This window comes from Klebsiella sp. RCJ4, from assembly GCF_009025755.1.
Lineage (GTDB): Bacteria > Pseudomonadota > Gammaproteobacteria > Enterobacterales > Enterobacteriaceae > Klebsiella > Klebsiella michiganensis.
On the sequence record NZ_WCIN01000036.1, the window covers coordinates 74485 to 96043 of the forward strand.

Genomic DNA, 21559 nt, shown 5'->3' on the forward strand with positions numbered 1-21559 from the left:
ATGCTTTATTTGACCCAACGGGTGGAGACCCCGGCGCAGGCCACGGCCAGCGTTACCCTGCCGATTGACGTGCGGGTAAAAAGCCGCATTAAAGTCACGCTTAACGATGGCCGTCAGGCGGGCCTGCTGCTGCCGCGCGGTCTGCTGCTGCGCGGCGGCGACATTCTCAGTAACGAAAACGGTAGCGAATTCATTGAAGTGATCGCCGCTGATGAAGCCGTTTCGGTCGTACGCTGCGCCGATCCTTTTATGCTGGCGAAGGCCTGCTATCACCTTGGCAATCGCCACGTGCCGCTACAGATTATGCCCGGCGAGCTGCGCTATCATCACGATCACGTCCTGGACGATATGCTGCGCCAGTTTGGCCTGGCCGTGGATTTCGCGCATCTGCCGTTTGAACCGGAAGCCGGCGCCTACGCCAGCGAATCGCACGGCCATCACCACCACCATCACGATCGTGAGCACAGCCACTAAATGCCGACGCCGGAAAAACGTCTGCGCTTGATGCAGCTTGCCAGCAGCAGCCTCCCGGTTGGCGGCTACAGCTGGTCCCAGGGGCTGGAGTGGGCGGTGGAAGCGGGCTGGGTAGCGGATACCGCCGCCTTTGAGCGCTGGCAGCTGCGCCAAATGGAGCAGAGCTTTTTTACCGTCGACCTGCCGCTGTTTGCCCGCCTCTACCGGGCCTGCGAAGCGGGCGATCTGGCCTGCGCCCGGCGCTGGACCGCTTATCTGCTCGCCTGCCGGGAAACTCGCGAGCTGCGCGATGAAGAGCGCAACCGCGGCGCGGCCTTCACCCGGCTGCTGGCCGACTGGCAGCCGGACTGCCCGCCCGAGTGGCGCAAGCTGTGCCAGCAAAGTCAGCTAACCGGTATGGCGTGGCTCGGCGTACGCTGGCAAATCGCCATTCCTGACCTGGCCCTGAGCCTTGGCTATAGCTGGATTGAAAACGCGGTGATGGCGGGCGTCAAGCTGGTGCCCTTTGGCCAGCAGGCGGCCCAGCAGTTGATTCTTCGCCTGTGCGACCGCTACGCGGCGGACATGGACAGCGCCCTGGCGACCCCGGACGACGCCATCGGTTCGGCGACGCCGCTTGCGGCTATCGCTTCCGCCCGGCACGAAACCCAGTATTCCCGATTATTCCGTTCTTAGGAGAAGGTATGAACATGATTAAGCAACCGCTGCGCGTCGGCGTCGGCGGCCCGGTCGGCTCCGGAAAAACCGCGCTGCTGGAAGCCCTCTGCAAAGCCATGCGCGACACCTGGCAGCTGGCGGTGGTGACCAACGATATCTACACCAAAGAAGATCAGCGCATTCTCACCGAGGCTGGCGCCCTGGAGCCTGAACGCATTGTCGGCGTCGAAACCGGCGGCTGCCCGCATACCGCTATTCGGGAAGATGCGTCGATGAACCTTGCCGCGGTGGAAGCGCTGAGCGATAAATTCGGCAATCTCGATCTCATCTTTGTGGAAAGCGGCGGCGATAACCTGAGCGCCACCTTCAGCCCGGAGCTGGCGGATCTCACCATCTACGTCATCGACGTGGCGGAAGGGGAAAAGATCCCGCGCAAAGGCGGACCGGGGATCACCAAATCCGACTTCCTGGTGATCAACAAAACCGATCTTGCACCGTACGTGGGCGCGTCTCTGGAAGTGATGGAGCGCGATACCCTGCGCATGCGCGGCGAACGCCCGTGGAGCTTCACCAACCTGAAAAGCGGCGACGGCCTGCAAAATATCATCGCCTTTATCGAAGACAAAGGCATGCTCGGCAAGTAACCCCTGCACCATCCCGGCGCAGAGGTGTCGGGATGGTGCATACCCTGCCCTCTCTTTAGCCATCCCCTTCATGAAGCCCTGATAGCGCCTGCCCTGCGATGTGGCATAAGGTTTGCTAATTCCAGTCATGCCTAACCATTAAGGAATGACTATGTCATCACTGGATATAAAAACTGATTTACCTGCGCAAACCAGTTCCTCCGGCTCCAAAGAAACGCTGGAAGATTATACCCTTCGCTATGCTCCGCTGAGCTTTCGCCGCTGGGGACCGGGGGTTGTCGCGGTGACCGCATTGGGCGGCATCGCCTATCTGGCTGACTTTTCTATCGGCGCCAGCATCGGCATGGCCTGGGGCACCACCAATGCGATTTACGCGATCCTGCTGGCGGCGCTGGTTATTTTTCTTACCGGTATTCCGCTGGCGATTACCGCCGCGCGCTATAACATCGACCTCGACCTGATCACCCGCAGCGCCGGTTTCGGCTACTTTGGTTCGGTGATCACCAGCATTATCTTCGCCGGATTTACCTTTATCTTCTTCGCGCTTGAAGGCTCGATCATGGCGCAGGGGCTGCTGGTGGGCCTGGGGATCCCGCTGTGGATGGGCTACCTCATCGCCACGCTGATGGTCTTGCCGCTGGTGGTCTACGGCATGAAGGCGCTGACTCGCCTTCAGGTCTGGACGACGCCGCTGTGGCTGGTCCTGATGGTGGTTCCGGTGGTCTGGCTTATCGCCAAAGACCCGGATCTGGTGGACGGCTTTATGAACTTCGCCGGTAAAAACAACGCCGCAACGGTAGATTTAACCGCCATTATGCTCGGCGCGGGGGTCTGCCTGTCGCTGATCATGCAGATTGGCGAGCAGATCGACTATCTGCGCTTTATGCCGCCGAAGACCGCGGAAAACAGCAAAAGCTGGTGGCTGGCGGTGTTCTCCGCCGGCCCGGGCTGGGTCGTATTAGGCGCGATTAAACAGATTATCGGCGCTTTCCTCGGCTTCTATCTGCTGACCCGCTTCCCGGCGGTGCACAACACCGAACCGGTGCAACAGTTCGTCAGCGTCTTCGATAACCTGGTCCCCGGCTGGCTGGCGCTCACCCTCGCGGTAGTGCTGGTGGTTATCTCGCAGATTAAAATTAACGTCACCAACGCCTATTCCGGCTCGCTGGCGTGGACCAGCGCCTGGACGCGCACCACCAAACGTTATCCGGGGCGGATTATTTTCGTCATCGTCAACCTGACGATTGCCCTTGCCCTGATGGAAGGCGATATGTTTAGCGCTCTGGCGTGGATCCTCGGCTTCTATTCTAACTTTGCCATCGCCTGGGTGGTGGTGGTCGCCACCGACATCACCGTCAACAAAGGGGTGCTGAAGCTGGCGCCGGCGCAGCCGGAGTATCGCCGCGGGATGATCTACAACGTCAACCCGGTAGGCGTAGTCTCTTTTGCCCTAGCGGCAGGCCTTTCGATTAGCGCCTTCTTCGGCCTGCTGGGCGAAACGCTGGCGCCGTTCTCGCCGCTGATTGCGCTGGCGGTGGCTTTCGTGATGACGCCGGTCATGGGGATCGCCACCCGCGGGCGCTATTACATTAAACAGCACGATGATGGTATCGCCGAGCCGCGCTACGATGCGCAGGGTAACGCGTCGATCACCGTTTACCGCTGCCTGAGCTGCCGGGAAGAGTACGAACGTCCTGACGTGATGCATTCGCACAAGCACCAGGGGGCGATTTGCTCGCTGTGTAAGAGTATGGAATAAGTCGCGAAGGCAGGCCGACAGGACGTCGGCCTGTGAAATATCAGACGTTATGCCGCCGGAAGCTCAGCCAGCGGCCAGCGCGGACGAACGGTGACGCCGAGCTCCGCTTTAGCGCCGGAGCGCAGACGGACCATCCCCGCATAGGCAATCATCGCGCCGTTATCGGTACAGAATTCAGGACGAGCGTAGAAGACTTCACCACCGCGCTTTTTCATCATTTCGGCCAGCTTCGCGCGCAGCGTACGGTTAGCGCTGACGCCCCCCGCCATCACCAGCCGTTTAAAGCCGGTTTGATCCAGCGCGCGGCGGCACTTAATCATCAGCGTATCCACAACCGCATCTTCGAAAGCGCGGGCGATATCGGCGCGGGTTTGATCGTCATCGCCGTTGCTGCGAATGGTGTTCGCGGCAAAGGTCTTGAGGCCAGAAAAGCTGAAATCCAGCCCGGGGCGGTCGGTCATCGGGCGCGGGAAGACAAAGCGCCCTGCGGTGCCCTGGGAGGCCATCTTCGACAGCATCGGGCCGCCGGGATAATCCAGCCCCAGCAGTTTCGCTGTCTTATCGAAGGCTTCGCCCGCCGCGTCGTCAATCGATTCGCCCAGCAGTTCATACTGGCCAATGCCGGTGACGCCGATCAGCTGGGTATGGCCGCCGGAAACCAGCAGCGCGACAAAAGGATACTGCGGCGGATTATCTTCCAGCATCGGCGCCAGCAGGTGCCCTTCCATATGGTGTACCGGGATCGCCGGCACGTTCCAGGCGAAGGCCAGCGAGCGGCCTACCGTCGCGCCGACCAGCAGCGCGCCAACCAGGCCGGGGCCCGCCGTATACGCAACGGCATCGATATCCTTTGCCGTCAGCCCGGCTTCCTTGAGCGCCGCCTGAATCAGGGGGACGGTTTTACGTACGTGGTCGCGCGAGGCCAGCTCGGGCACCACGCCGCCGTAGTCAGCGTGCAATTTCACCTGACTATACAGCTGGTTGGCTAACAGACCTTTTTCGTCGTCATAAATGGCGATGCCGGTTTCATCGCAGGATGTTTCAATTCCCAGTACACGCATGGCTAGTTTTACCTCGTTTCAATACCGCGCAGTGTAGGACCAATGCGGGTTGATGTATACCCTAAGAATTTCAGGTCGCGGGAAGGCGGCGACGCAGCGCATCCCCCGGAGCGTACGGAAAGTACGTGACTGGGGTAAGCGAGAAAAGCCAACGCTCCTGCGGGCTGAAAGACGACGGGTATAAAACTTTCCTCACCCCTGGCGTTCACTTCGTGTATACTCCCTGTCCTTATAAAAGTCCCTTTCAAAAATCGCGTCGGTGCTTTACAAAGCAGCAGCAATTGCAGTAAAATTCCGCACCATTTTGAAATAAGCTGGCTGATGCCAGCGGCAAACCGAATTTATCAAAGGTGAGAGTTACATGCCGGTAATTAAAGTACGTGAAAACGAGCCGTTCGACGTAGCGCTGCGTCGCTTCAAACGTTCATGCGAAAAAGCAGGTGTTCTGGCGGAAGTTCGTCGTCGTGAGTTCTATGAAAAACCGACTACCGAACGTAAACGCGCTAAAGCTTCCGCAGTGAAACGTCACGCGAAGAAACTGGCTCGCGAAAACGCACGCCGCACTCGTCTGTACTAATCTGTTGGGAGCCAGGCTCTCAATTCAGACCGAGTTGTAGTTGTAAGGCCGTGCTTCCGAAAGGAATGCGCGGCTTATTTTCGTTTATGCATTAGCATATACACCCAATCATTCAAGATGCATCAAGGCGGCAAGGGAGTGAGTCCCCGGAGCTTACCGAAGTAAGTGACAGGGGTGAACGAGCGAAGCCAACGCAGAGGCAGCTTGAAGGGTAACGTGTATAAAACGGGGCATATGGCTGGACGAATTCCACGAGTATTTATCAATGACCTGCTGGCGCGCACCGATATCGTCGATCTGATCGATGCCCGGGTAAAGCTGAAAAAGCAGGGCAAAAATTTTCACGCGTGCTGTCCGTTCCATAACGAAAAAACCCCCTCTTTCACCGTCAACGGTGAAAAACAGTTTTACCACTGCTTCGGCTGCGGTGCGCACGGCAATGCTATCGACTTCCTGATGAACTACGACAAGCTCGAGTTCGTGGAAACCGTCGAAGAGCTGGCTGCCATGCATAATTTAGACGTGCCGTATGAAGCAGGTAGCGGACCCAGCCAGATTGAGCGCCATCAGCGGCAAAATCTCTATCAGCTGATGGATGGTCTGAACACGTTTTATCAACAGTCTCTGATGCAACCCGCCGCCGGCCCCGCGCGCCAGTATCTGGAAAAACGCGGCTTAAGCAGCGAGGTGATTACGCGCTTCGCGATTGGCTACGCCCCTCCCGGTTGGGACAACGTTTTAAAACGTTTTGGCGGTAATCAAGAAAACCGCCAGTCGCTGATTGATGCGGGCATGCTGGTCACTAACGATCAGGGGCGCAGTTACGACCGCTTCCGCGAACGGGTGATGTTCCCCATCCGCGATAAGCGAGGCCGGGTGATTGGTTTTGGTGGTCGCGTGCTGGGTGACGCCATGCCGAAGTACCTGAACTCCCCGGAGACCGATATTTTCCATAAAGGCCGCCAGCTGTACGGTCTTTATGAAGCGCAGCAGGATAACGCTGAACCGCCCCGCCTGCTGGTGGTCGAAGGTTATATGGACGTGGTGGCTCTGGCGCAGTTCGGCATTAACTATGCCGTTGCGTCGCTGGGAACGTCGACGACCGCTGACCATATTCAGCTGTTGTTCCGGGTCACCAATCAGGTGGTTTGCTGCTACGACGGCGACCGGGCTGGCCGCGATGCCGCCTGGCGCGCGCTGGAAACGGCGCTGCCGTATATGACCGACGGGCGCCAGCTGCGCTTTATGTTTCTGCCGGATGGCGAAGACCCGGATACGCTGGTGCGCAAAGAAGGGAAAGCCGCATTTGAAGCGCGGATGGAGCAGGCTCAACCGCTCTCCACGTTTTTGTTCAACAGCCTGCTACCGCAGGTGGATTTGAGCACCCCGGACGGCCGCGCGCAGCTGAGTACCTTAGCGCTGCCGCTGATAACGCAGGTGCCGGGTGAAACGCTGCGCATTTACCTGCGCCAGGAGTTAGGCAATAAGCTGGGGATTTTAGATGATGCGCAGCTTGAACGTTTAATGCCAAAACAGTCTGAAAATGGCATCCAGCGCCCTGCTCCGCAGCTAAAACGCACGACCATGCGTATACTGATAGGGTTACTGGTACAAAACCCGGATCTGGCGCCGCTGGTACCGCCCCTGGAAGGGCTGGACCCGCGTAAAATGCCGGGGCTTGGGTTGTTCAACGAACTGGTTAAAACCTGTTTGGCACAGCCGGGCCTGACCACCGGGCTGCTGTTAGAGCAGTATCGCGGCACAAATGAGGCCGCAACCCTTGAAAAACTGTCGATGTGGGACGATATAGCAGATAAGGATATTGCTGAAAAAACCTTCACCGACTCGCTCAACCATATGTTTGATTCACTGCTGGAGCTGCGGCAAGAAGAGTTGATAGCTCGCGACCGCACGCACGGCTTAAGCAGCGAAGAGCGCCGGGAACTCTGGACCATCAGCCAGGAACTGGCCAAAAAATAAACGAAAGACGAACTCATTCAAGTTGTATCAAAGCAGCAAGAGAACGAATCCCCGGGAGTGCGCACAAGCACATGACCAGGATGAGAGAACGTAGCTAACGCAGAGACAACTTGAAAGATAACGCATTGAACGGCTTAAGTGCCGAATATCGTTCGGGAAGACCCCGACAGCCGCTCGAGGCGCAGCGGCAATAATATAAGTACGCCCTCGCTTTAAATGTTGGCAGTTCGCCTGCTTACACCAATCAAACGAATTAAGTGTGGATACCGTCTTATGGAGCAAAACCCGCAGTCACAGCTGAAGCTTCTTGTCCAACGTGGTAAGGAGCAAGGCTATCTGACCTATGCCGAGGTCAATGACCATCTGCCGGAAGATATCGTCGACTCCGACCAGATCGAAGACATCATCCAAATGATCAACGACATGGGCATTCAGGTGATGGAAGAAGCACCGGATGCCGATGATCTTTTGCTTGCTGAAACGAACAACAATACTGACGAAGATGCGGAAGAAGCTGCGGCGCAGGTTCTCTCCAGCGTTGAGTCTGAAATCGGACGCACAACCGACCCAGTGCGCATGTACATGCGTGAAATGGGTACCGTCGAACTGCTGACGCGCGAAGGCGAAATCGACATCGCTAAACGTATCGAAGACGGTATTAACCAGGTTCAGTGCTCGGTGGCTGAATACCCTGAAGCGATCACCTATCTGCTGGAGCAGTACGATCGCGTTGAAGCGGAAGAAGCGCGTCTGTCCGATCTGATCACCGGTTTTGTCGACCCGAACGCCGAAGAAGATATGGCGCCAACGGCGACGCACGTCGGTTCTGAACTCTCTCAGGAAGAGATGGATGACGACGAAGACGAAGATGAAGAAGAAGACGACGACAGCAGCGATGACGACAACAGCATCGACCCCGAGCTGGCGCGCGAGAAATTCGCCGAGCTGCGTACGCAGTACGAACTGACCCGCGACACCATCAAAGCGAAAGGTCGTAGCCACGCCGCAGCGCAGGAAGAGATCCTCAAGCTGTCCGAAGTGTTCAAACAGTTCCGTCTGGTACCGAAGCAGTTCGATTACCTGGTTAACAGCATGCGTATCATGATGGATCGCGTTCGTACTCAAGAACGTATCATCATGAAGCTGTGCGTTGAGCAGTGCAAAATGCCGAAGAAAAACTTCATCACTCTGTTCACCGGCAACGAAACCAGCGAAACCTGGTTCAATGCGGCCATCGCCATGAACAAGCCGTGGTCAGAGAAGCTGCTTGACGTGAAAGAAGACGTTCAGCGCGGCCTGATGAAACTGCAGCAGATTGAACAAGAGACCGGCCTGACCATCGAGCAGGTAAAAGATATCAACCGTCGTATGTCCATCGGTGAAGCGAAAGCGCGCCGTGCGAAGAAAGAGATGGTTGAAGCGAACCTGCGTCTGGTTATCTCGATCGCCAAGAAATACACCAACCGCGGTCTGCAGTTCCTCGATCTGATCCAGGAAGGCAACATCGGTCTGATGAAGGCGGTTGATAAGTTTGAATACCGCCGCGGCTACAAGTTCTCCACCTACGCAACCTGGTGGATCCGTCAGGCGATCACCCGCTCTATCGCAGACCAGGCGCGCACCATCCGTATTCCGGTGCATATGATTGAGACTATCAACAAGCTCAACCGTATTTCCCGCCAGATGCTGCAGGAGATGGGCCGCGAGCCGACGCCGGAAGAGCTGGCCGAACGCATGCTGATGCCGGAAGACAAAATTCGTAAGGTGCTGAAAATCGCCAAAGAGCCTATCTCCATGGAAACGCCGATTGGCGACGATGAAGATTCGCATCTGGGAGATTTCATCGAGGATAACACCCTCGAGCTGCCGCTGGACTCTGCCACCACCGAGAGCCTGCGCGCCGCCACCCACGACGTTCTGGCTGGCCTGACCGCCCGTGAAGCGAAAGTCCTGCGTATGCGCTTTGGTATCGACATGAATACCGATCACACGCTGGAAGAAGTGGGTAAACAGTTTGACGTAACCCGCGAACGTATTCGTCAGATCGAAGCGAAGGCGCTGCGTAAACTGCGCCATCCGAGCCGTTCTGAAGTACTGCGTAGCTTCCTCGACGATTAATTATCGCCGCGTCCCCTGAAAAGCCAGTCACATGACTGGCTTTTTTTATGTCTAAGCAGAAACTATTTATTTAATAAATATTAAAAGCCCAATATAAAACTCATCAATATATATCCAGGTTTTATTCTTATTATTTATTTATGTGCCATTAAACCGCTGGACTCATAGTTTTACGATTGTACTATTGGTTGATGGAGCGTATTTACGCCTAAAACCGCAGGCAAATCATAGGGAAATGAAATGAATAGCAAGCGTAAAATTCAGCTGGCTGATTTTAATAGAACGGTTATTTTAACCACCGCTAATACATTATTTCTAAGCCGTGGAATAGAAAGTACCACCATGGATGAGATCGCACATGAAGCCGGTTTTAGTAAAACCACGCTTTATACCTATTTCGACAATAAAAAGGATATTCTGGATCATCTTATCCTAGAGGTAATGGCGCGTTTCTATCAGGAGCTCATACCAATCGCCAATAGGCAAAATTCATTTCGCGAATTTTATCGCGAGCTGTGCCATGCGCTGATGGCTCTCCACGAAACAAGCCTTGCCTACTTTTCCGCGATAGCCGGGAAGATCGCCTGTTCTGAAAAAATCACTAAAAACAATAAGGCGTTGAAAAATATCGCAATGACTGGAGAACAGATCCACCAGCTTATCGCAAAACGAATCACAGACGCCACCGAAAAAAAAGAGATTGGATTAAATGCTCCCGTCGCGGACGTCATGATGCTGTTCTGGCTCTGCCTGACCGGGCTAGTGGAAAAGTCCTCGTACAGAGAAGAATGTCTTTTACGTCACCTTGAGAAAGACCGTAAAGCCTTTCTCGACTTCGCTTTTGACGCCCTCTTATTCATGATAGAAAAAGGGAATATTAGCGATTGCGAAAAAGCTGACTAAAGCCTCAGGCTTAAGCCAGCCGCCGACGACCGGGGTGAAAGCCGTAACCCTTTTGTCGTCGGAAATGCATTAAAGCCCTCGCGTGGCCAGCGCCTCGTCAAGCTCCCGGTAGGCCTCCACCAGTTTATCCAGCGTCGCCCGGTTGAGGCCGCTGGGATTCGGCAGCACCCACACTTCCGTCGCCCCAATGGTCACCTGCTGCTTGCCCCATTTTACGCCGCGCACCTGAAATGCTTTCTCGAAGGCCTGTTTACCCAGGATCGCCAGCGCGCGCGGCTGATACTCTTCCATTTTTCTGACCAGTTCACGGCCACCGTCGCGGAGCTCCAGCAGTTCAACCTCGCTGGCCTGCACCGTCGGGCGTTCGACGAGCATCGTAATCCCGCAGCGAGTATCCAGCAGCTGCAGTTCCTCCTCGGGTTTCAGAAGACGGTCGGTAAAGCCGGCCTGGTGAATCACTTTCCAGAAGCGATTGCCCGGATGGGCGAAATGAAAACCGGTATGGGCGGAAGACTTCCCCGGATTGATACCGCAAAAGACCACCCGCAGGTCCGGCGCCAGAATATCGTTAATCATGTTTTCCCCAGCTCAATGCCTAAAAGGTAATTATAAAGGATTGAAAATGCGTTGTTTATAAAAACAGCAGGCGTGATTTTTAGGCTGGATTGCGGGGAACAGTTACTTTATAATCCCTCGCCACGGCCCCTTAGCTCAGTGGTTAGAGCAGGCGACTCATAATCGCTTGGTCGCTGGTTCAAGTCCAGCAGGGGCCACCAGATACAGCAAGGGCTGACGAGAAATCGTCAGCCCTTTTGCATTGTGCGGCCCCCTCGGGGCGCCGCAGCTTAACGTGAGGTTCGCGACAGGCGGCTTACACCAGCCCCTGCAGCTGTTCGCGCATATAGACGGTGAAGAATTCCGGGTTTTTAATGACGATCCGGTTACCGGAGGCAATTTTTTCCGCCCAGCCGGCCACTTTTTCCGTGAACCCGGCATCCCATCCCTCCTTTTCACCCCGGGCCATGACGTCGGCAGGATTTGCCGGTACGCCCAGTTCATGCAAATACTTCAAAATTCCCTTAGCGGTACTTTCATCCATAGTATTCGGCACCGACAACGATGTGTTCATACCACCAATAAAATCCAGGGCTTTATCGATTGCTGTTGGCATACTCTTATCCTTAAAATTAACCACGTAATGAACATGATGACACTATGGACCCATCTTCGCCGGGATATCAAAGAGATCGTTGCCTTTCTTTGATTCAGACCGCAGCTAAACGCTTGCGTGGTGCTTTTCTGCTCGACTATTTCGTACCATTCCTCACAGGAAACTACTCCATACGTCCGCGCTTAAACTGGCCGGCATCGATATCGTACTGTTTCATTTTTCGCCACAGCGTGGTGCGGCCAATATTCAGCAGCTGCGCCATCTCCTGCACCCGTCCGCTGGTCACCCGGGCGGCATGGATAATCGCTTCTTTCTCAATGGCGCTAAAGGTCAGGCTGGCGGGCAGCAGCGAGGAGCCCGCGTCGGCGCCGGGCCGCTCGGCAAACAGATATTCCGGCAAATTACTCAGCCGGATATGGCCGTTATCGCTGCTAATGGCGATATTTTCAATCACGCTGTTCAGCTCAAAATCGTTGCCCGGCCAGGAGTAGGCCACCAGCTGCGCCAGCGCATCGTCATCCATCTTCAGCCGCGAGGAAAAGCGCTTTTCCAGGCTCTTAAGGCGATTGTGCACCAGCGAAGGAATACTGTTACGCCGCGCGCGCAGCGGTGGGATAACGATTTCAAAGGAGTGCAGCGCGTAGTAAAGCTGGCGGCTAAAGCGGTTTTGCTCCACCAGATTGGCAAGATCGACGGTGGTGGTGGCGATCACTTTAACGTCTACCGGAATCAAGCGGCGGGCATCCAGACGGGTTAAAACCCCCTGCTTGATCACCTGCAGCAGCGCGGACTGCAGCTCCGGCGCCAGGTATTCGATTTTTTCCAGAAACAGCGTCCCGCCGTTGGCCAGCTCAAGACGGCTAAGACGCCCGTTTTGATCGTCCGTCGGCGCGCTGCCCATAAAATCCTGGCCCAGGACGCTGTCGGCATACAGCTGACAGTTGACCGCGATATACGGCCCGCCGCCCCGCTCGCTCTCATTGTGAATCGCCTGGCTGAGCAACTCCTTACCCACCCCCTCTTCACCGCAAAGCAGCACCGGAAAAGCGCCGCGCGCCGCCTGGCGGCCAAAGTGAATCAGCCGCCGGGTTTCCGGGTCGTCCGCCGACATCTGTTCAAAGGTATGGCTCACTTTGCCAAGCTGGCTGGTCATCAGCTGTCGCATCTGCTCGACCGGATGCAGCAGCAGAATGAAACTGTTGCCCTGCTCTTCAACGATTGGCTTGAGCGTAATCACGGCGTCGACAAACTGATGCTGGCTTTCGAAGGTGACCTCCACATGGTTCAGCCCGCGCGCGTGCTTAATGGCCCGACGCAGCAGGGCCGGCAGCGTCACCAGCTCATTAATGGTTTTCCCCTGGCTGGCCTGGGCATCAAGATGCAGCAGCGTCGCGGCCTGCACGTTAAGAAACTGCAAAATCCCCTGCTCGTTCCACGCCATCACCCCGTCATCCATGCTCTCCAGCAGACCGTACATCTGGTTAAGATGGCGATTCGACTCGGCCAGCAGGCTATCAGTGAGCAGCGAGTTGCCGACTTCCCGGGCGATAGCCAGGGTCAGGGAGAGGTCAGACGAAGCCTGTTCTTCCGTCAGGCAGCACAGGGAAATGGAACCGAACAGACGCCCGTGGTTATCAAACACCGGCGTGGAGCTAAACGACCATCCGTGCAGCGCATGTTTAAAATGCTCCTCGCCCGTCGTTTTGACCGGCTGCCCGAGCATGGAGGCCAGCGAAAGCGCGCAGCTGCCGATAATGCTTTCCGCGCAGTAGCTGCCGTCACGAAATCCCAGCGCCGCCAGCTGGTCGAGGGTCTGCGGATCGCCGCAGCGGCTAAGAATACAGGCGGACTCATCGAGGATGAACAGCGCGCAGGGGCGGTTATCCATAAACTCCCAGGCATCCTCCAGCGCCGCCTGACCAATCGTCAACAGCGCGGTCTTGCGCCGGCAAATCGATTCAAACGTCAGCCCCTGCGCCTGATGCGGCGTCTGCCAGGTTTCCCGCTGCATAAACTTGCTGCAGCGATGCCACGACTGGGTTATCACCAAAGGAAAGCTCTGAGTCTGCGCAGTCATATCCCTATCCGCTGTTTCATAAACGACAACCCCTCCGGCGGCTACCGCCAGAGGGGGAGAAAACGTCTCATCGCTAAAATGAGACGGGGCAGATCGACGCTAAATTAGCGCGCCAGCCACTGCTGTCCGAGCAGGTCGGCGGTCAGAATCGCCGCATGCACGCTCTGCGCGCTGACCGGGAACGGCATGTTATGAATGGTTTCACCTTCCGCGCAGGTCGCTTTGGCGACTGCCTGAATTTTCTCATCGATGCCCTCTTTAACGCCCATTTGCGCCAGCGTAACCGGCAGCCCGACGGTATGGCAGAAGTTCAGCACCGTTTCGATCTCTTCCATCGGGCTATTTTGCAGCACCAGCTGCGCCAGGGTACCAAACGCCACTTTCTCACCATGGTACAGATGGTGGCACTCTTCGAGGATGGTGAAACCGTTGTGAATGGCGTGCGCGGCGGCCAGACCGCTACTTTCAAAGCCGATACCGCTGAGGTAGGTATTCGCTTCAACGATACGTTCCAGCGCATCGGTCACCACGCCGGCCTGGGCGGCGAGGCGGGCTTTTTCGCCTTCCGCCAGCAGCGTATCATAGCACAGGCGCGCCAGGCTCAGCGCCGCTGCCGTCGACTGACCGCCCGCCATGCTGGTGGCTCTGGCGTCATAGCAGGCCCTGGCTTCAAACCAGGTTGAAAGCGCATCCCCCATCCCGGCTACCAGCAGGCGCACCGGCGCTTTAGCGATAATCGCCGTATCCATCACCACCATGTCCGGGTTTTTCGGGTAGATCAGATACTCTTCAAATTCGCCGGCTTCGGTGTAGATAACCGACAGCGCGCTGGTTGGCGCATCGGTGGAAGCGATCGTCGGGATCACCACCACCGGTAGCTTCTGGTAGTAGCCAATGGCTTTCGCCGTATCGAGCGTCTTGCCGCCGCCGATGCCCACCACGCCGCGGCAGCCGTGCTGTTTCAGAATGGCGATCAGGCGATTGATCTCAACGTGGCTGCATTCGCCGTTGAAGCGCTCCGCATGGCAGCTGATATTATGGCTGTGCAAACCTTCCAGCACTTTCTCTCCCGCCAGCTTCATCACGAAGTCATCGGCAATCACGAAAAAGCTGTCCGCCAGGTTTTTGGCGTATTGCCCAAACAGCGTGGATGCATCTGGTCCCTGGAGATATTTGGCTGGAGATTGAATAACTTTTAGCATTCCGTTCACCCTCAAATAAGTGCATGTTTTGACATGATGAGCCCCGGTGTTTCTCCGTCCGGCCTTACATCAAAGGCGGGGACGAAAGCGCTACCTGAGCGATGCCATCACTGTAGGGCGAGCCGCGGGCAAAAAAATCTTTCCCCTTTTTGTCCCGATATGAAACAGGACATAAATTTTATTGTTTCATATTGAAACATGAATTCATGTGAAACGATGGGATTGCGATCTCGATCCGCCCCTTTGGCGCAAAAGAAGGTCACCAACCGGACGATCGTCGACGTTTTTCACCACCACGGGCGGCAAGAAAGGGCAAAATTATTTCTCTGAGCGGGCTTTCCACGCTGATGAAGCGAGGTGAAAGAGGCGCCTTACTTCGCATTTTTCCCTTTCCTTGCGCAAAAATGTTTCATTAAGGAACAAAAATTAATAATTACGTTTCGTAATGAAACTCATTTTATGGCGATTTTTTTTCCCGCCAACTCAGCCAGAATCAATACATCGCCCGATATCGCATATCGTCAGGCGGTACCCCTACACGATGACCGCCTCCGTCAGCAGAGAGGCCGCATCGAAACTCCGACGGAGCATAAACAATGAAAAAACTGATTAACCGTGTCGAAGATGTCCTGAGTGAACAACTGGCTGGCCTGGCAAAAGCCCACCCTGAACTGACGCTGCACCAGGATCCGGTCTACGTCACCCGCGCCGATGCGCCGGTGGCCGGGAAAGTGGCGCTGCTCTCCGGCGGCGGCAGCGGCCACGAGCCGATGCACTGCGGCTATATTGGCCAGGGCATGCTTTCCGGGGCCTGCCCGGGAGAAATTTTCACCTCCCCGACGCCGGATAAAATGTTTGAGTGCGCCATGACCATCGACGGCGGCGAAGGCGTGCTGCTGATTATCAAAAACTACACCGGCGATATTCTTAACTTCGAAACCGCCACCGAGTTGCTGCACGAAAGCGGCGTCAAGGTTACCACCGTGGTAGTCGATGACGACGTGGCGGTGAAGGACAGCCTCTATACCGCCGGGCGGCGCGGCGTGGCGAATACCGTGCTGATTGAAAAACTGGTGGGCGCGGCCGCCGAACGCGGCGACTCGCTGGAAGCCTGCGCCGAACTGGGGCGCAAGCTCAACAACCTCGGCCACTCTATCGGCATCGCGCTCGGCGCCTGCACCGTTCCGGCCGCCGGGCAACCCTCATTCGAACTGCAGGACGATGAGATGGAGTTCGGCGTCGGCATTCACGGCGAACCGGGCATCGACCGCCGCCGCTTCACCTCTCTCGATCGCACCGTTGACGAAATGTTCGATACCCTGCTGGAAAACGGCGCCTATAGCCGCACGCTGCGCCACTGGGACAACGTGAAAGGCGCGTGGCAGGAGGTCACGCAGACCAAGCAGGCGCTGCAAAAAGGCGATCGGGTTATCGCGCTGGTCAACAACCTCGGCGCCACGCCGCTGTCCGAACTCTACGGCGTCTATAACCGTCTGACGCAGCGCTGCGAGGAGGCCGGTATCGTTATCGCGCGCAACCTTATCGGCAGCTACTGTACCTCTCTGGATATGGTGGGCTTTTCCATCACCCTGCTAAAGGCCGATGAAGAGACGCTGGCATTATGGGACGCCCCGGTCCACACCCCGGCGCTGAACTGGGGCAAATAAGGAGCAACGACATGTCATTAAGCAGAACGCAAATCGTAGACTGGCTCTATCGCTGCGGCGATATCTTCACCAAAGAGAGCGATTTTTTGACCGGTCTGGACCGGGAAATCGGCGATGCCGACCACGGCCTGAATATGCATCGCGGTTTTAGCAAGGTGGTAGAAAAGCTGCCGTCGATTGCCGATAAAGACATTGGTTTTATTCTTAAAAATACCGGTATGACGCTGCTCTCCAACGTCGGCGGGGCCAGCGGCCCGCTGTTCGGCACCTTCTTTATTCGCGCCGCTCAGGTGACCCAGGCCCACCAGAGCCTGACCCTGGAGGAGCTCTATCAGACCTTTCGCGAAGGCGCGGAAGGGGTGGTGAATCGCGGCAAAGCCGAGCCTGGCGATAAAACCATGTGCGACGTCTGGCTGCCGGTGGTGGAATCGTTGCGCCAGTCCAGCGAACAGCACCTGTCGATACCAGGCGCCCTTGATGCTGCCTGCGAACAGGCGCAAGCCGCCGTCCACGCCACAATCGCCATGCAGGCTCGCAAAGGGCGGGCCAGCTACCTGGGCGAACGCAGCATCGGGCACCAGGATCCGGGCGCGACCTCGGTGATGTTGATGGTTCAGATGCTGGCCGCAGCGGCCAAAGAGTAAGGAAAACGCGATGGTAAACCTGGTTATTGTTTCTCATAGCGCCCGTCTGGGCGAAGGTGTCGGAGAACTGGCCCGGCAGATGTTAATGAACGATGGCTGTAAGCTGGCGATCGCCGCCGGAATTGACGATCCCGCCAGTCCGATCGGCACCGATCCCATTAAGGTTATGGAAGCTATCGAGTCCGTCGCCGACGCCGATCATATCCTGGTGATGATGGATATCGGCAGCGCCCTGCTGAGCGCCGAAACCGCGCTGGATCTCCTCGATCCGGCCATTGCGGCTAAGGTTCGCCTGTGCGCGGCGCCGCTGGTAGAAGGGACTCTGGCGGCGACGGTGAGCGCCGCCGCCGGAGCCGGCATCGACAAGGTGATCGAAGACGCCATGAACGCGCTGGAGGCAAAACGCGTACAGCTGGGGTTACCATCGCAACCGCAACACGCTTCGCTGACCGCCGCGCCGGTCGACGACCGCGACGCGCGCTCGGTTTCCGTGGTGATTCAAAACCACAACGGACTGCACGTTCGCCCGGCGTCAAAGCTGGTCGCCGCGCTGGCGGGATTCAATGCCGACCTGGTGCTGGAGAAAGGGGGTAAATGCGTCACGCCGGACAGCCTCAACCAAATCGCCCTGCTTCAGGTGCGCCGAAACGATACCTTAAGGCTGCTTGCCCGCGGCCCGGACGCCGACGCCGCGCTGGCGGCGTTCCAGACACTGGCGGCGGAGAACTTCGGCGAGCCAACGGAGGCGGCGCCCGCGCGTCGGCCCGCCAGCGCCGACCGCGTTGAGGGTAAGGTCGTGCTTTATCCCCAGCCGCGGGATAGGATCTCGCGGGAAACGAGCGCCGCCATCGGCCAGCAGCAGCTGCGGCTGAAACGGGCCATCGACCGGACGCTGGAAGACCTTAGCGCGCTGACGACTCTGGCAGAGGCGACGTTTTCCGCCGACATCGCGGCGATCTTCTCCGGGCATCATACCCTGCTCGATGACCCTGATTTATACGCAGCGGCGTGCGACATCATACGCGACGAGCAGTGCAGCGCGGCGTGGGCCTGGCAACAGGTGCTGAGCGATTTAAGCCAACAATATCGCCATCTCGACGATGCTTACCTGCAGGCGCGCTATATTGATATTGAAGATATTTTGCACCGCACGCTGCGTCACCTTAACGAGCGCGATGAAGCGCTGCCGCAGTTTAGCGCGCCTTCGATCCTCGTTGCCGACGATATCTTCCCTTCTACCGTCCTGCAGCTTAACGCAGAGCAGGTGAAGGGGATCTGCCTGCAGGCCGGCAGCGAGCTCTCTCACGGCGCCATTATCGCCCGCCAGGCGGGTATTGCGATGCTGTGCCAGCAGAGCGATGCCCTGACGCTGCAAGATGGCGAGAACGTCATCCTTGATATTCCCGGCAAACGCGTGATTCGCGGCTAACCTGCCCTAACCTTTCCGCCCCGGAGGCTGTCCCCTCCGGGAACTCGCTTAACTTTCAGGATCCGTTATGTCTCAATTCTTTTTTAATCAGCGCGCCAACCTCGTCAACGAAGTGATTGAAGGGACCATTATCGCCAGCCCGTGGAACAACCTGGCGCGGCTGGAGAGCGATCCCGCCATTCGCGTGGTGGTGCGTCGCGATCTCGACAAAAACAACGTGGCGGTAATCTCCGGCGGCGGTTCCGGTCACGAACCGGCCCACGCGGGCTTTGTCGGTAAAGGCATGCTGACCGCCGCCGTCTGCGGCGATCTGTTTGCCTCGCCGAGCGTCGATGCGGTGCTGACCGCCATCCAGGCCGTGACCGGCGATGCCGGATGCCTGCTGATCGTCAAGAACTACACCGGCGATCGTCTGAACTTCGGCCTCGCCGCGGAGAAAGCGCGCCGTATGGGCTATAACGTCGAGATGCTGATCGTTGGCGATGATATTTCACTGCCGGATAACAAACATCCGCGCGGCATTGCCGGGACGATTCTGGTGCATAAAGTGGCCGGCTACTTCGCCGAACGCGGCCACAATCTGGCAACCGTGCTGCGCGAAGCGCAGTATGCCGCCAGACACACCTTCAGCCTCGGCCTGGCCCTTTCCAGTTGTCATCTGCCGCAGGATGCGGAAACGACTCCGCGCCATCATCCGGACCAGGCCGAGCTGGGGATGGGGATCCACGGCGAACCGGGCGCTTCGGTTATCGCCACGCAGAACAGCGCGGAAATCGTTACGCTGATGGTAGAGAAGCTCAGCGCCGCCCTGCCGGAAACCGGCCGCCTGGCGGTGATGATCAATAATCTCGGCGGCGTGTCGATTGCCGAAATGGCGATTTTGACCCGCGAGCTGGCCAATACTGCGCTGCATCAGCGTATCGACTGGCTGATAGGTCCGGCGTCGCTGGTCACCGCGCTGGATATGAAAGGCTTCTCCCTCACCGCCATCGTGCTGGAAGAGAGCATTGAGAAGGCGCTGCTTTCCGCGGTAGAAACCGCCGGCTGGCAGACGCCGGTACAGCCGCGCGCGGTCAGCGTGATGCCATCATCGCTGCGCAGTACGCGGGTGGAGTTTGCGCCCTCGGAGAACAGCGAAGTTGCGGGCTACGTGGAACGGGTGACCGGCACGCTGTCCGGGCTGGAAGCAGACCTTAACGCGCTGGATGCGAAAGTCGGCGACGGCGATACCGGCTCCACCTTCGCCGCCGGCGCGCGCGACATCGCCGACTTACTTCAGCGTCGTCAGCTGCCGCTGGCTAACCTCGCCACGCTGTTTGCCCTGATTGGCGAGCGTCTGACGGTTGTGATGGGCGGCTCCAGCGGCGTGCTGATGTCGATTTTCTTTACCGCCGCCGGGCAGAAGCTGGAACAGGGGGCAAGCGTCGCCGAAGCATTAAACGCCGGTCTGGCGCAGATGAAGTTTTACGGCGGTGCGGATGAAGGCGACCGGACCATGATTGACGCCCTGCAGCCGGCGCTCACGGCGCTGCTGGCCGAACCGGATAACCTGCAGGCGGCTTTCGCCGCGGCCCAGGCGGGCGCGGATCGTACGCTTCACGCCAGCAAAGCGGGCGCCGGGCGCGCATCGTATCTGAACAGCGATAGCCTGCGCGGCAATATGGACCCCGGCGCCCACGCGGTGGCCATGGTATTTAAAGCGCTGGCGCAGAAATAGTCTCCCCTGCTCGCGCTGCGCTTAGCAGGGCTACAGGTCACCCTCGTCTGCGGGCCGGTAGCCCGGACAGATGCGCAGCATCGCTTCCGGGAAAATCAGCCACTCTGCGCGCTGCTCCCGGGGGCGGCGCTTAACGCGCCTTGCCCGGGCTACGGGTTCACCACCGCCTGCGGGCCGGTCGCCCGGGCAGATGCGCAGCATCGCCTCCGGGAAAATCGGCCACTCTGCGCTCTGCTCCCGGGGGCGGCGCTTAACGCGCCTTGCCCGGGCTACGGGTTCACCACCGCCTGCGGGCCGGTCGCCCGGGCAGATGCGCAGCATCGCCTCCGGGAAAATCGGCCACTCTGCGCTCTGCTCCCGGGGGCGGCGCTTAACGCGCCTTGCCCGGGCTACGGGTTCCCCCTCGTCTGCGGACCGGTCGCCCGGGCAGATGCACAGCATCGCCTCCGGGAAATTCAGCTACTCTGCGCTCTGCTCCCGGGGGCGGCGCTTAACGCGCCTTGCCCGGGCTACGGGTTCCCCCTCGTCTGCGGGCCGGTAGCCCGGACAGATGCGCAGCATCGCCTCCGGGAAAATCGGCCACTCTGGGCTCTGCTCCCGGGGGCTTCGCTTAACGCGCCTTGCCCGGGCTACGGGTTCACCCCCGTCTGCGGGCCGGTAGCCCGGGTAAGGCGCCAGCCGCAACCCGGGGTTTCTCCGCGCTTATTTGCTGTGCCAGTAGGCCTGCGAACGCACCAGCTGCGGATCAATCTCCGGGCCTTCAAAGCGCGCCAGCAGCGATTTCACCACCGCGCCTTCCCCGGTCAGCCAGATAAAATAATCCTCAGCCGGCACCGCTATTCGCGCCAGGCGCTCGGCCGCGGCAGTGGAGTGATGTCCCACCACCCACTCGATATGAAAACCATCGAGATCGGCCAGGTAATCTTGATAAGACTCATCGCCAATGGTGACGATCGCCGTGACCTGCGGGCGCGTCGGAAGCTGCTGCAATCCCAGCAGACGGCGGCGCAGCGCGGGCATGCCTGACTCATCGGTCACATACAGCTGCCAGGCGTAATCTTCCGGCACCACCAGCGAACCGCGCGGCCCGCCGATCACCAGCTTATCGCCCGTTTTCGCCGCCAGCGCCCAGCTGCTGGCAATACCGCCATCGTGAATAAAAAAGTCGTACGCCAGCTCATGACGCCCGGCGTCGTACAGCGGCGTATAGTCGCGGGTCGCCGGACGCACGCCATCGCCCCAGTTAATGCCTTCATCCGTCACCTCCGGCGGCGTGAACGCAGCGCCCGCGGCCGGGAAAAAGAGCTTGGTGTGGTCGTCAAAACCCTGGGAAACAAAGCCTTCCAGCGCCTCTCCGCCCAGCACGACACGCTGGAATGCGCTGCCGATACGCTCGACGCGCAATACGGTTAACTCACGGAAGCGCAGTTCATTACGTACGCGCTGCGGGTATTTGGGGTGTCTGGTCGTTGTCATCTT

General features: G+C 58.1%; 18 protein-coding genes and 1 tRNA gene. 13 read left to right on the top strand and 6 right to left on the bottom strand.

Translation table 11 applies throughout. The annotated features are described in order from the left end of the window. From ureE to F8562_RS12660, 4 genes are all read left to right on the top strand, one after another. On the top strand, positions 1-474 hold the full coding sequence (ureE, locus tag F8562_RS12645) for an urease accessory protein UreE (protein WP_014226894.1): 474 nt from the start codon (positions 1-3) through the stop codon (positions 472-474). Then, positions 475-1149 (top strand): urease accessory protein UreF, encoded by a 675-nt coding sequence (locus F8562_RS12650; RefSeq protein WP_014839581.1) that lies wholly within the window; start codon positions 475-477, stop codon positions 1147-1149. It begins immediately after the preceding gene. Between the two features lie 8 nt (positions 1150-1157). Continuing rightward, on the top strand, positions 1158-1775 hold the full coding sequence (gene ureG, locus F8562_RS12655; protein WP_042934183.1) for an urease accessory protein UreG: 618 nt from the start codon (positions 1158-1160) through the stop codon (positions 1773-1775). A 151-nt stretch (positions 1776-1926) separates the two neighbouring features. Next, positions 1927-3534, top strand: coding sequence for a purine-cytosine permease family protein (locus tag F8562_RS12660; RefSeq protein ID WP_014839583.1), 1608 nt, complete (start codon positions 1927-1929; stop codon positions 3532-3534). Between the two features lie 47 nt (positions 3535-3581). Here the strand turns inward: F8562_RS12660 and tsaD are convergent, their stop codons facing one another. Beyond that, complete coding sequence (tsaD, locus tag F8562_RS12665) at positions 3582-4595, bottom strand: tRNA (adenosine(37)-N6)-threonylcarbamoyltransferase complex transferase subunit TsaD (RefSeq protein WP_014839584.1); 1014 nt, start codon at positions 4593-4595, stop codon at positions 3582-3584. Positions 4596-4956: 361 nt separating this feature from the next. Here tsaD and rpsU point away from each other — a divergent pair, with 361 nt between their 5' ends. The 4 genes from rpsU (at position 4957) to F8562_RS12685 (ending at position 10173) form a co-directional block, all read left to right on the top strand. Then, complete coding sequence (gene rpsU / locus F8562_RS12670; protein WP_001144069.1) at positions 4957-5172, top strand: 30S ribosomal protein S21; 216 nt, start codon at positions 4957-4959, stop codon at positions 5170-5172. A 234-nt stretch (positions 5173-5406) separates the two neighbouring features. Beyond that, positions 5407-7152: a DNA primase gene (gene dnaG, locus F8562_RS12675; protein ID WP_014226898.1), complete on the top strand. Its 1746-nt coding sequence runs from the start codon at positions 5407-5409 to the stop codon at positions 7150-7152. A gap of 273 nt (positions 7153-7425) precedes the next feature. Continuing rightward, complete coding sequence (gene rpoD / locus F8562_RS12680) at positions 7426-9270, top strand: RNA polymerase sigma factor RpoD (protein ID WP_004105908.1); 1845 nt, start codon at positions 7426-7428, stop codon at positions 9268-9270. Between the two features lie 240 nt (positions 9271-9510). Continuing rightward, positions 9511-10173 carry a TetR/AcrR family transcriptional regulator gene (locus F8562_RS12685; protein ID WP_038423682.1) on the top strand — a complete coding sequence of 221 codons (663 nt, stop codon included), beginning with the start codon at positions 9511-9513 and terminating at the stop codon, positions 10171-10173. A 69-nt stretch (positions 10174-10242) separates the two neighbouring features. Here the strand turns inward: F8562_RS12685 and mug are convergent, their stop codons facing one another. Next, the gene (gene mug, locus F8562_RS12690) at positions 10243-10749 is read right to left on the bottom strand and encodes a G/U mismatch-specific DNA glycosylase (RefSeq protein WP_009651862.1); all 507 of its coding nucleotides are present in this window, start codon (positions 10747-10749) and stop codon (positions 10243-10245) included. Between the two features lie 124 nt (positions 10750-10873). Here mug and F8562_RS12695 point away from each other — a divergent pair. Beyond that, positions 10874-10949: transfer RNA gene (locus F8562_RS12695), tRNA-Ile, on the top strand. A 95-nt stretch (positions 10950-11044) separates the two neighbouring features. On the opposite strand, the gene F8562_RS12700 is transcribed toward F8562_RS12695, so the two are convergent. The 3 genes from F8562_RS12700 to F8562_RS12710 all read right to left on the bottom strand — a co-directional run bounded on the left by F8562_RS12700 (position 11045) and on the right by F8562_RS12710 (position 14623). Beyond that, the gene (locus F8562_RS12700; protein ID WP_071886345.1) at positions 11045-11368 is read right to left on the bottom strand and encodes a DUF1889 family protein; all 324 of its coding nucleotides are present in this window, start codon (positions 11366-11368) and stop codon (positions 11045-11047) included. 139 nt (positions 11369-11507) lie between these two features. Next, on the bottom strand, positions 11508-13421 hold the full coding sequence (gene dhaR / locus F8562_RS12705; protein WP_038423683.1) for a dihydroxyacetone kinase operon transcriptional regulator DhaR: 1914 nt from the start codon (positions 13419-13421) through the stop codon (positions 11508-11510). 104 nt (positions 13422-13525) lie between these two features. Next, complete coding sequence (locus tag F8562_RS12710) at positions 13526-14623, bottom strand: glycerol dehydrogenase (protein ID WP_009651847.1); 1098 nt, start codon at positions 14621-14623, stop codon at positions 13526-13528. Between the two features lie 596 nt (positions 14624-15219). Between F8562_RS12710 and dhaK the strand changes: the two genes are divergently transcribed. The 4 genes from dhaK to F8562_RS12730 all read left to right on the top strand — a co-directional run bounded on the left by dhaK (position 15220) and on the right by F8562_RS12730 (position 20080). After that, a complete protein-coding gene (gene dhaK, locus F8562_RS12715; protein WP_009651831.1) occupies positions 15220-16290 on the top strand; it encodes a dihydroxyacetone kinase subunit DhaK in 1071 nt (356 codons plus the stop codon). 11 nt (positions 16291-16301) lie between these two features. Further along, entirely contained in the window at positions 16302-16934 is a 633-nt protein-coding gene (gene dhaL, locus F8562_RS12720; RefSeq protein WP_014226902.1) for a dihydroxyacetone kinase subunit DhaL, read from the top strand. Positions 16935-16944: 10 nt separating this feature from the next. Continuing rightward, positions 16945-18363, top strand: a complete 1419-nt coding sequence (dhaM, locus tag F8562_RS12725) for a dihydroxyacetone kinase phosphoryl donor subunit DhaM (protein ID WP_014839590.1) — start codon at positions 16945-16947, stop codon at positions 18361-18363. 67 nt (positions 18364-18430) lie between these two features. Beyond that, positions 18431-20080: a glycerone kinase gene (locus F8562_RS12730; RefSeq protein ID WP_014839591.1), complete on the top strand. Its 1650-nt coding sequence runs from the start codon at positions 18431-18433 to the stop codon at positions 20078-20080. A 702-nt stretch (positions 20081-20782) separates the two neighbouring features. Here the strand turns inward: F8562_RS12730 and F8562_RS12745 are convergent. Continuing rightward, on the bottom strand, positions 20783-21556 hold the full coding sequence (locus F8562_RS12745; protein ID WP_014839592.1) for a siderophore-interacting protein: 774 nt from the start codon (positions 21554-21556) through the stop codon (positions 20783-20785). Positions 21557-21559: the final 3 nt, after the last annotated feature.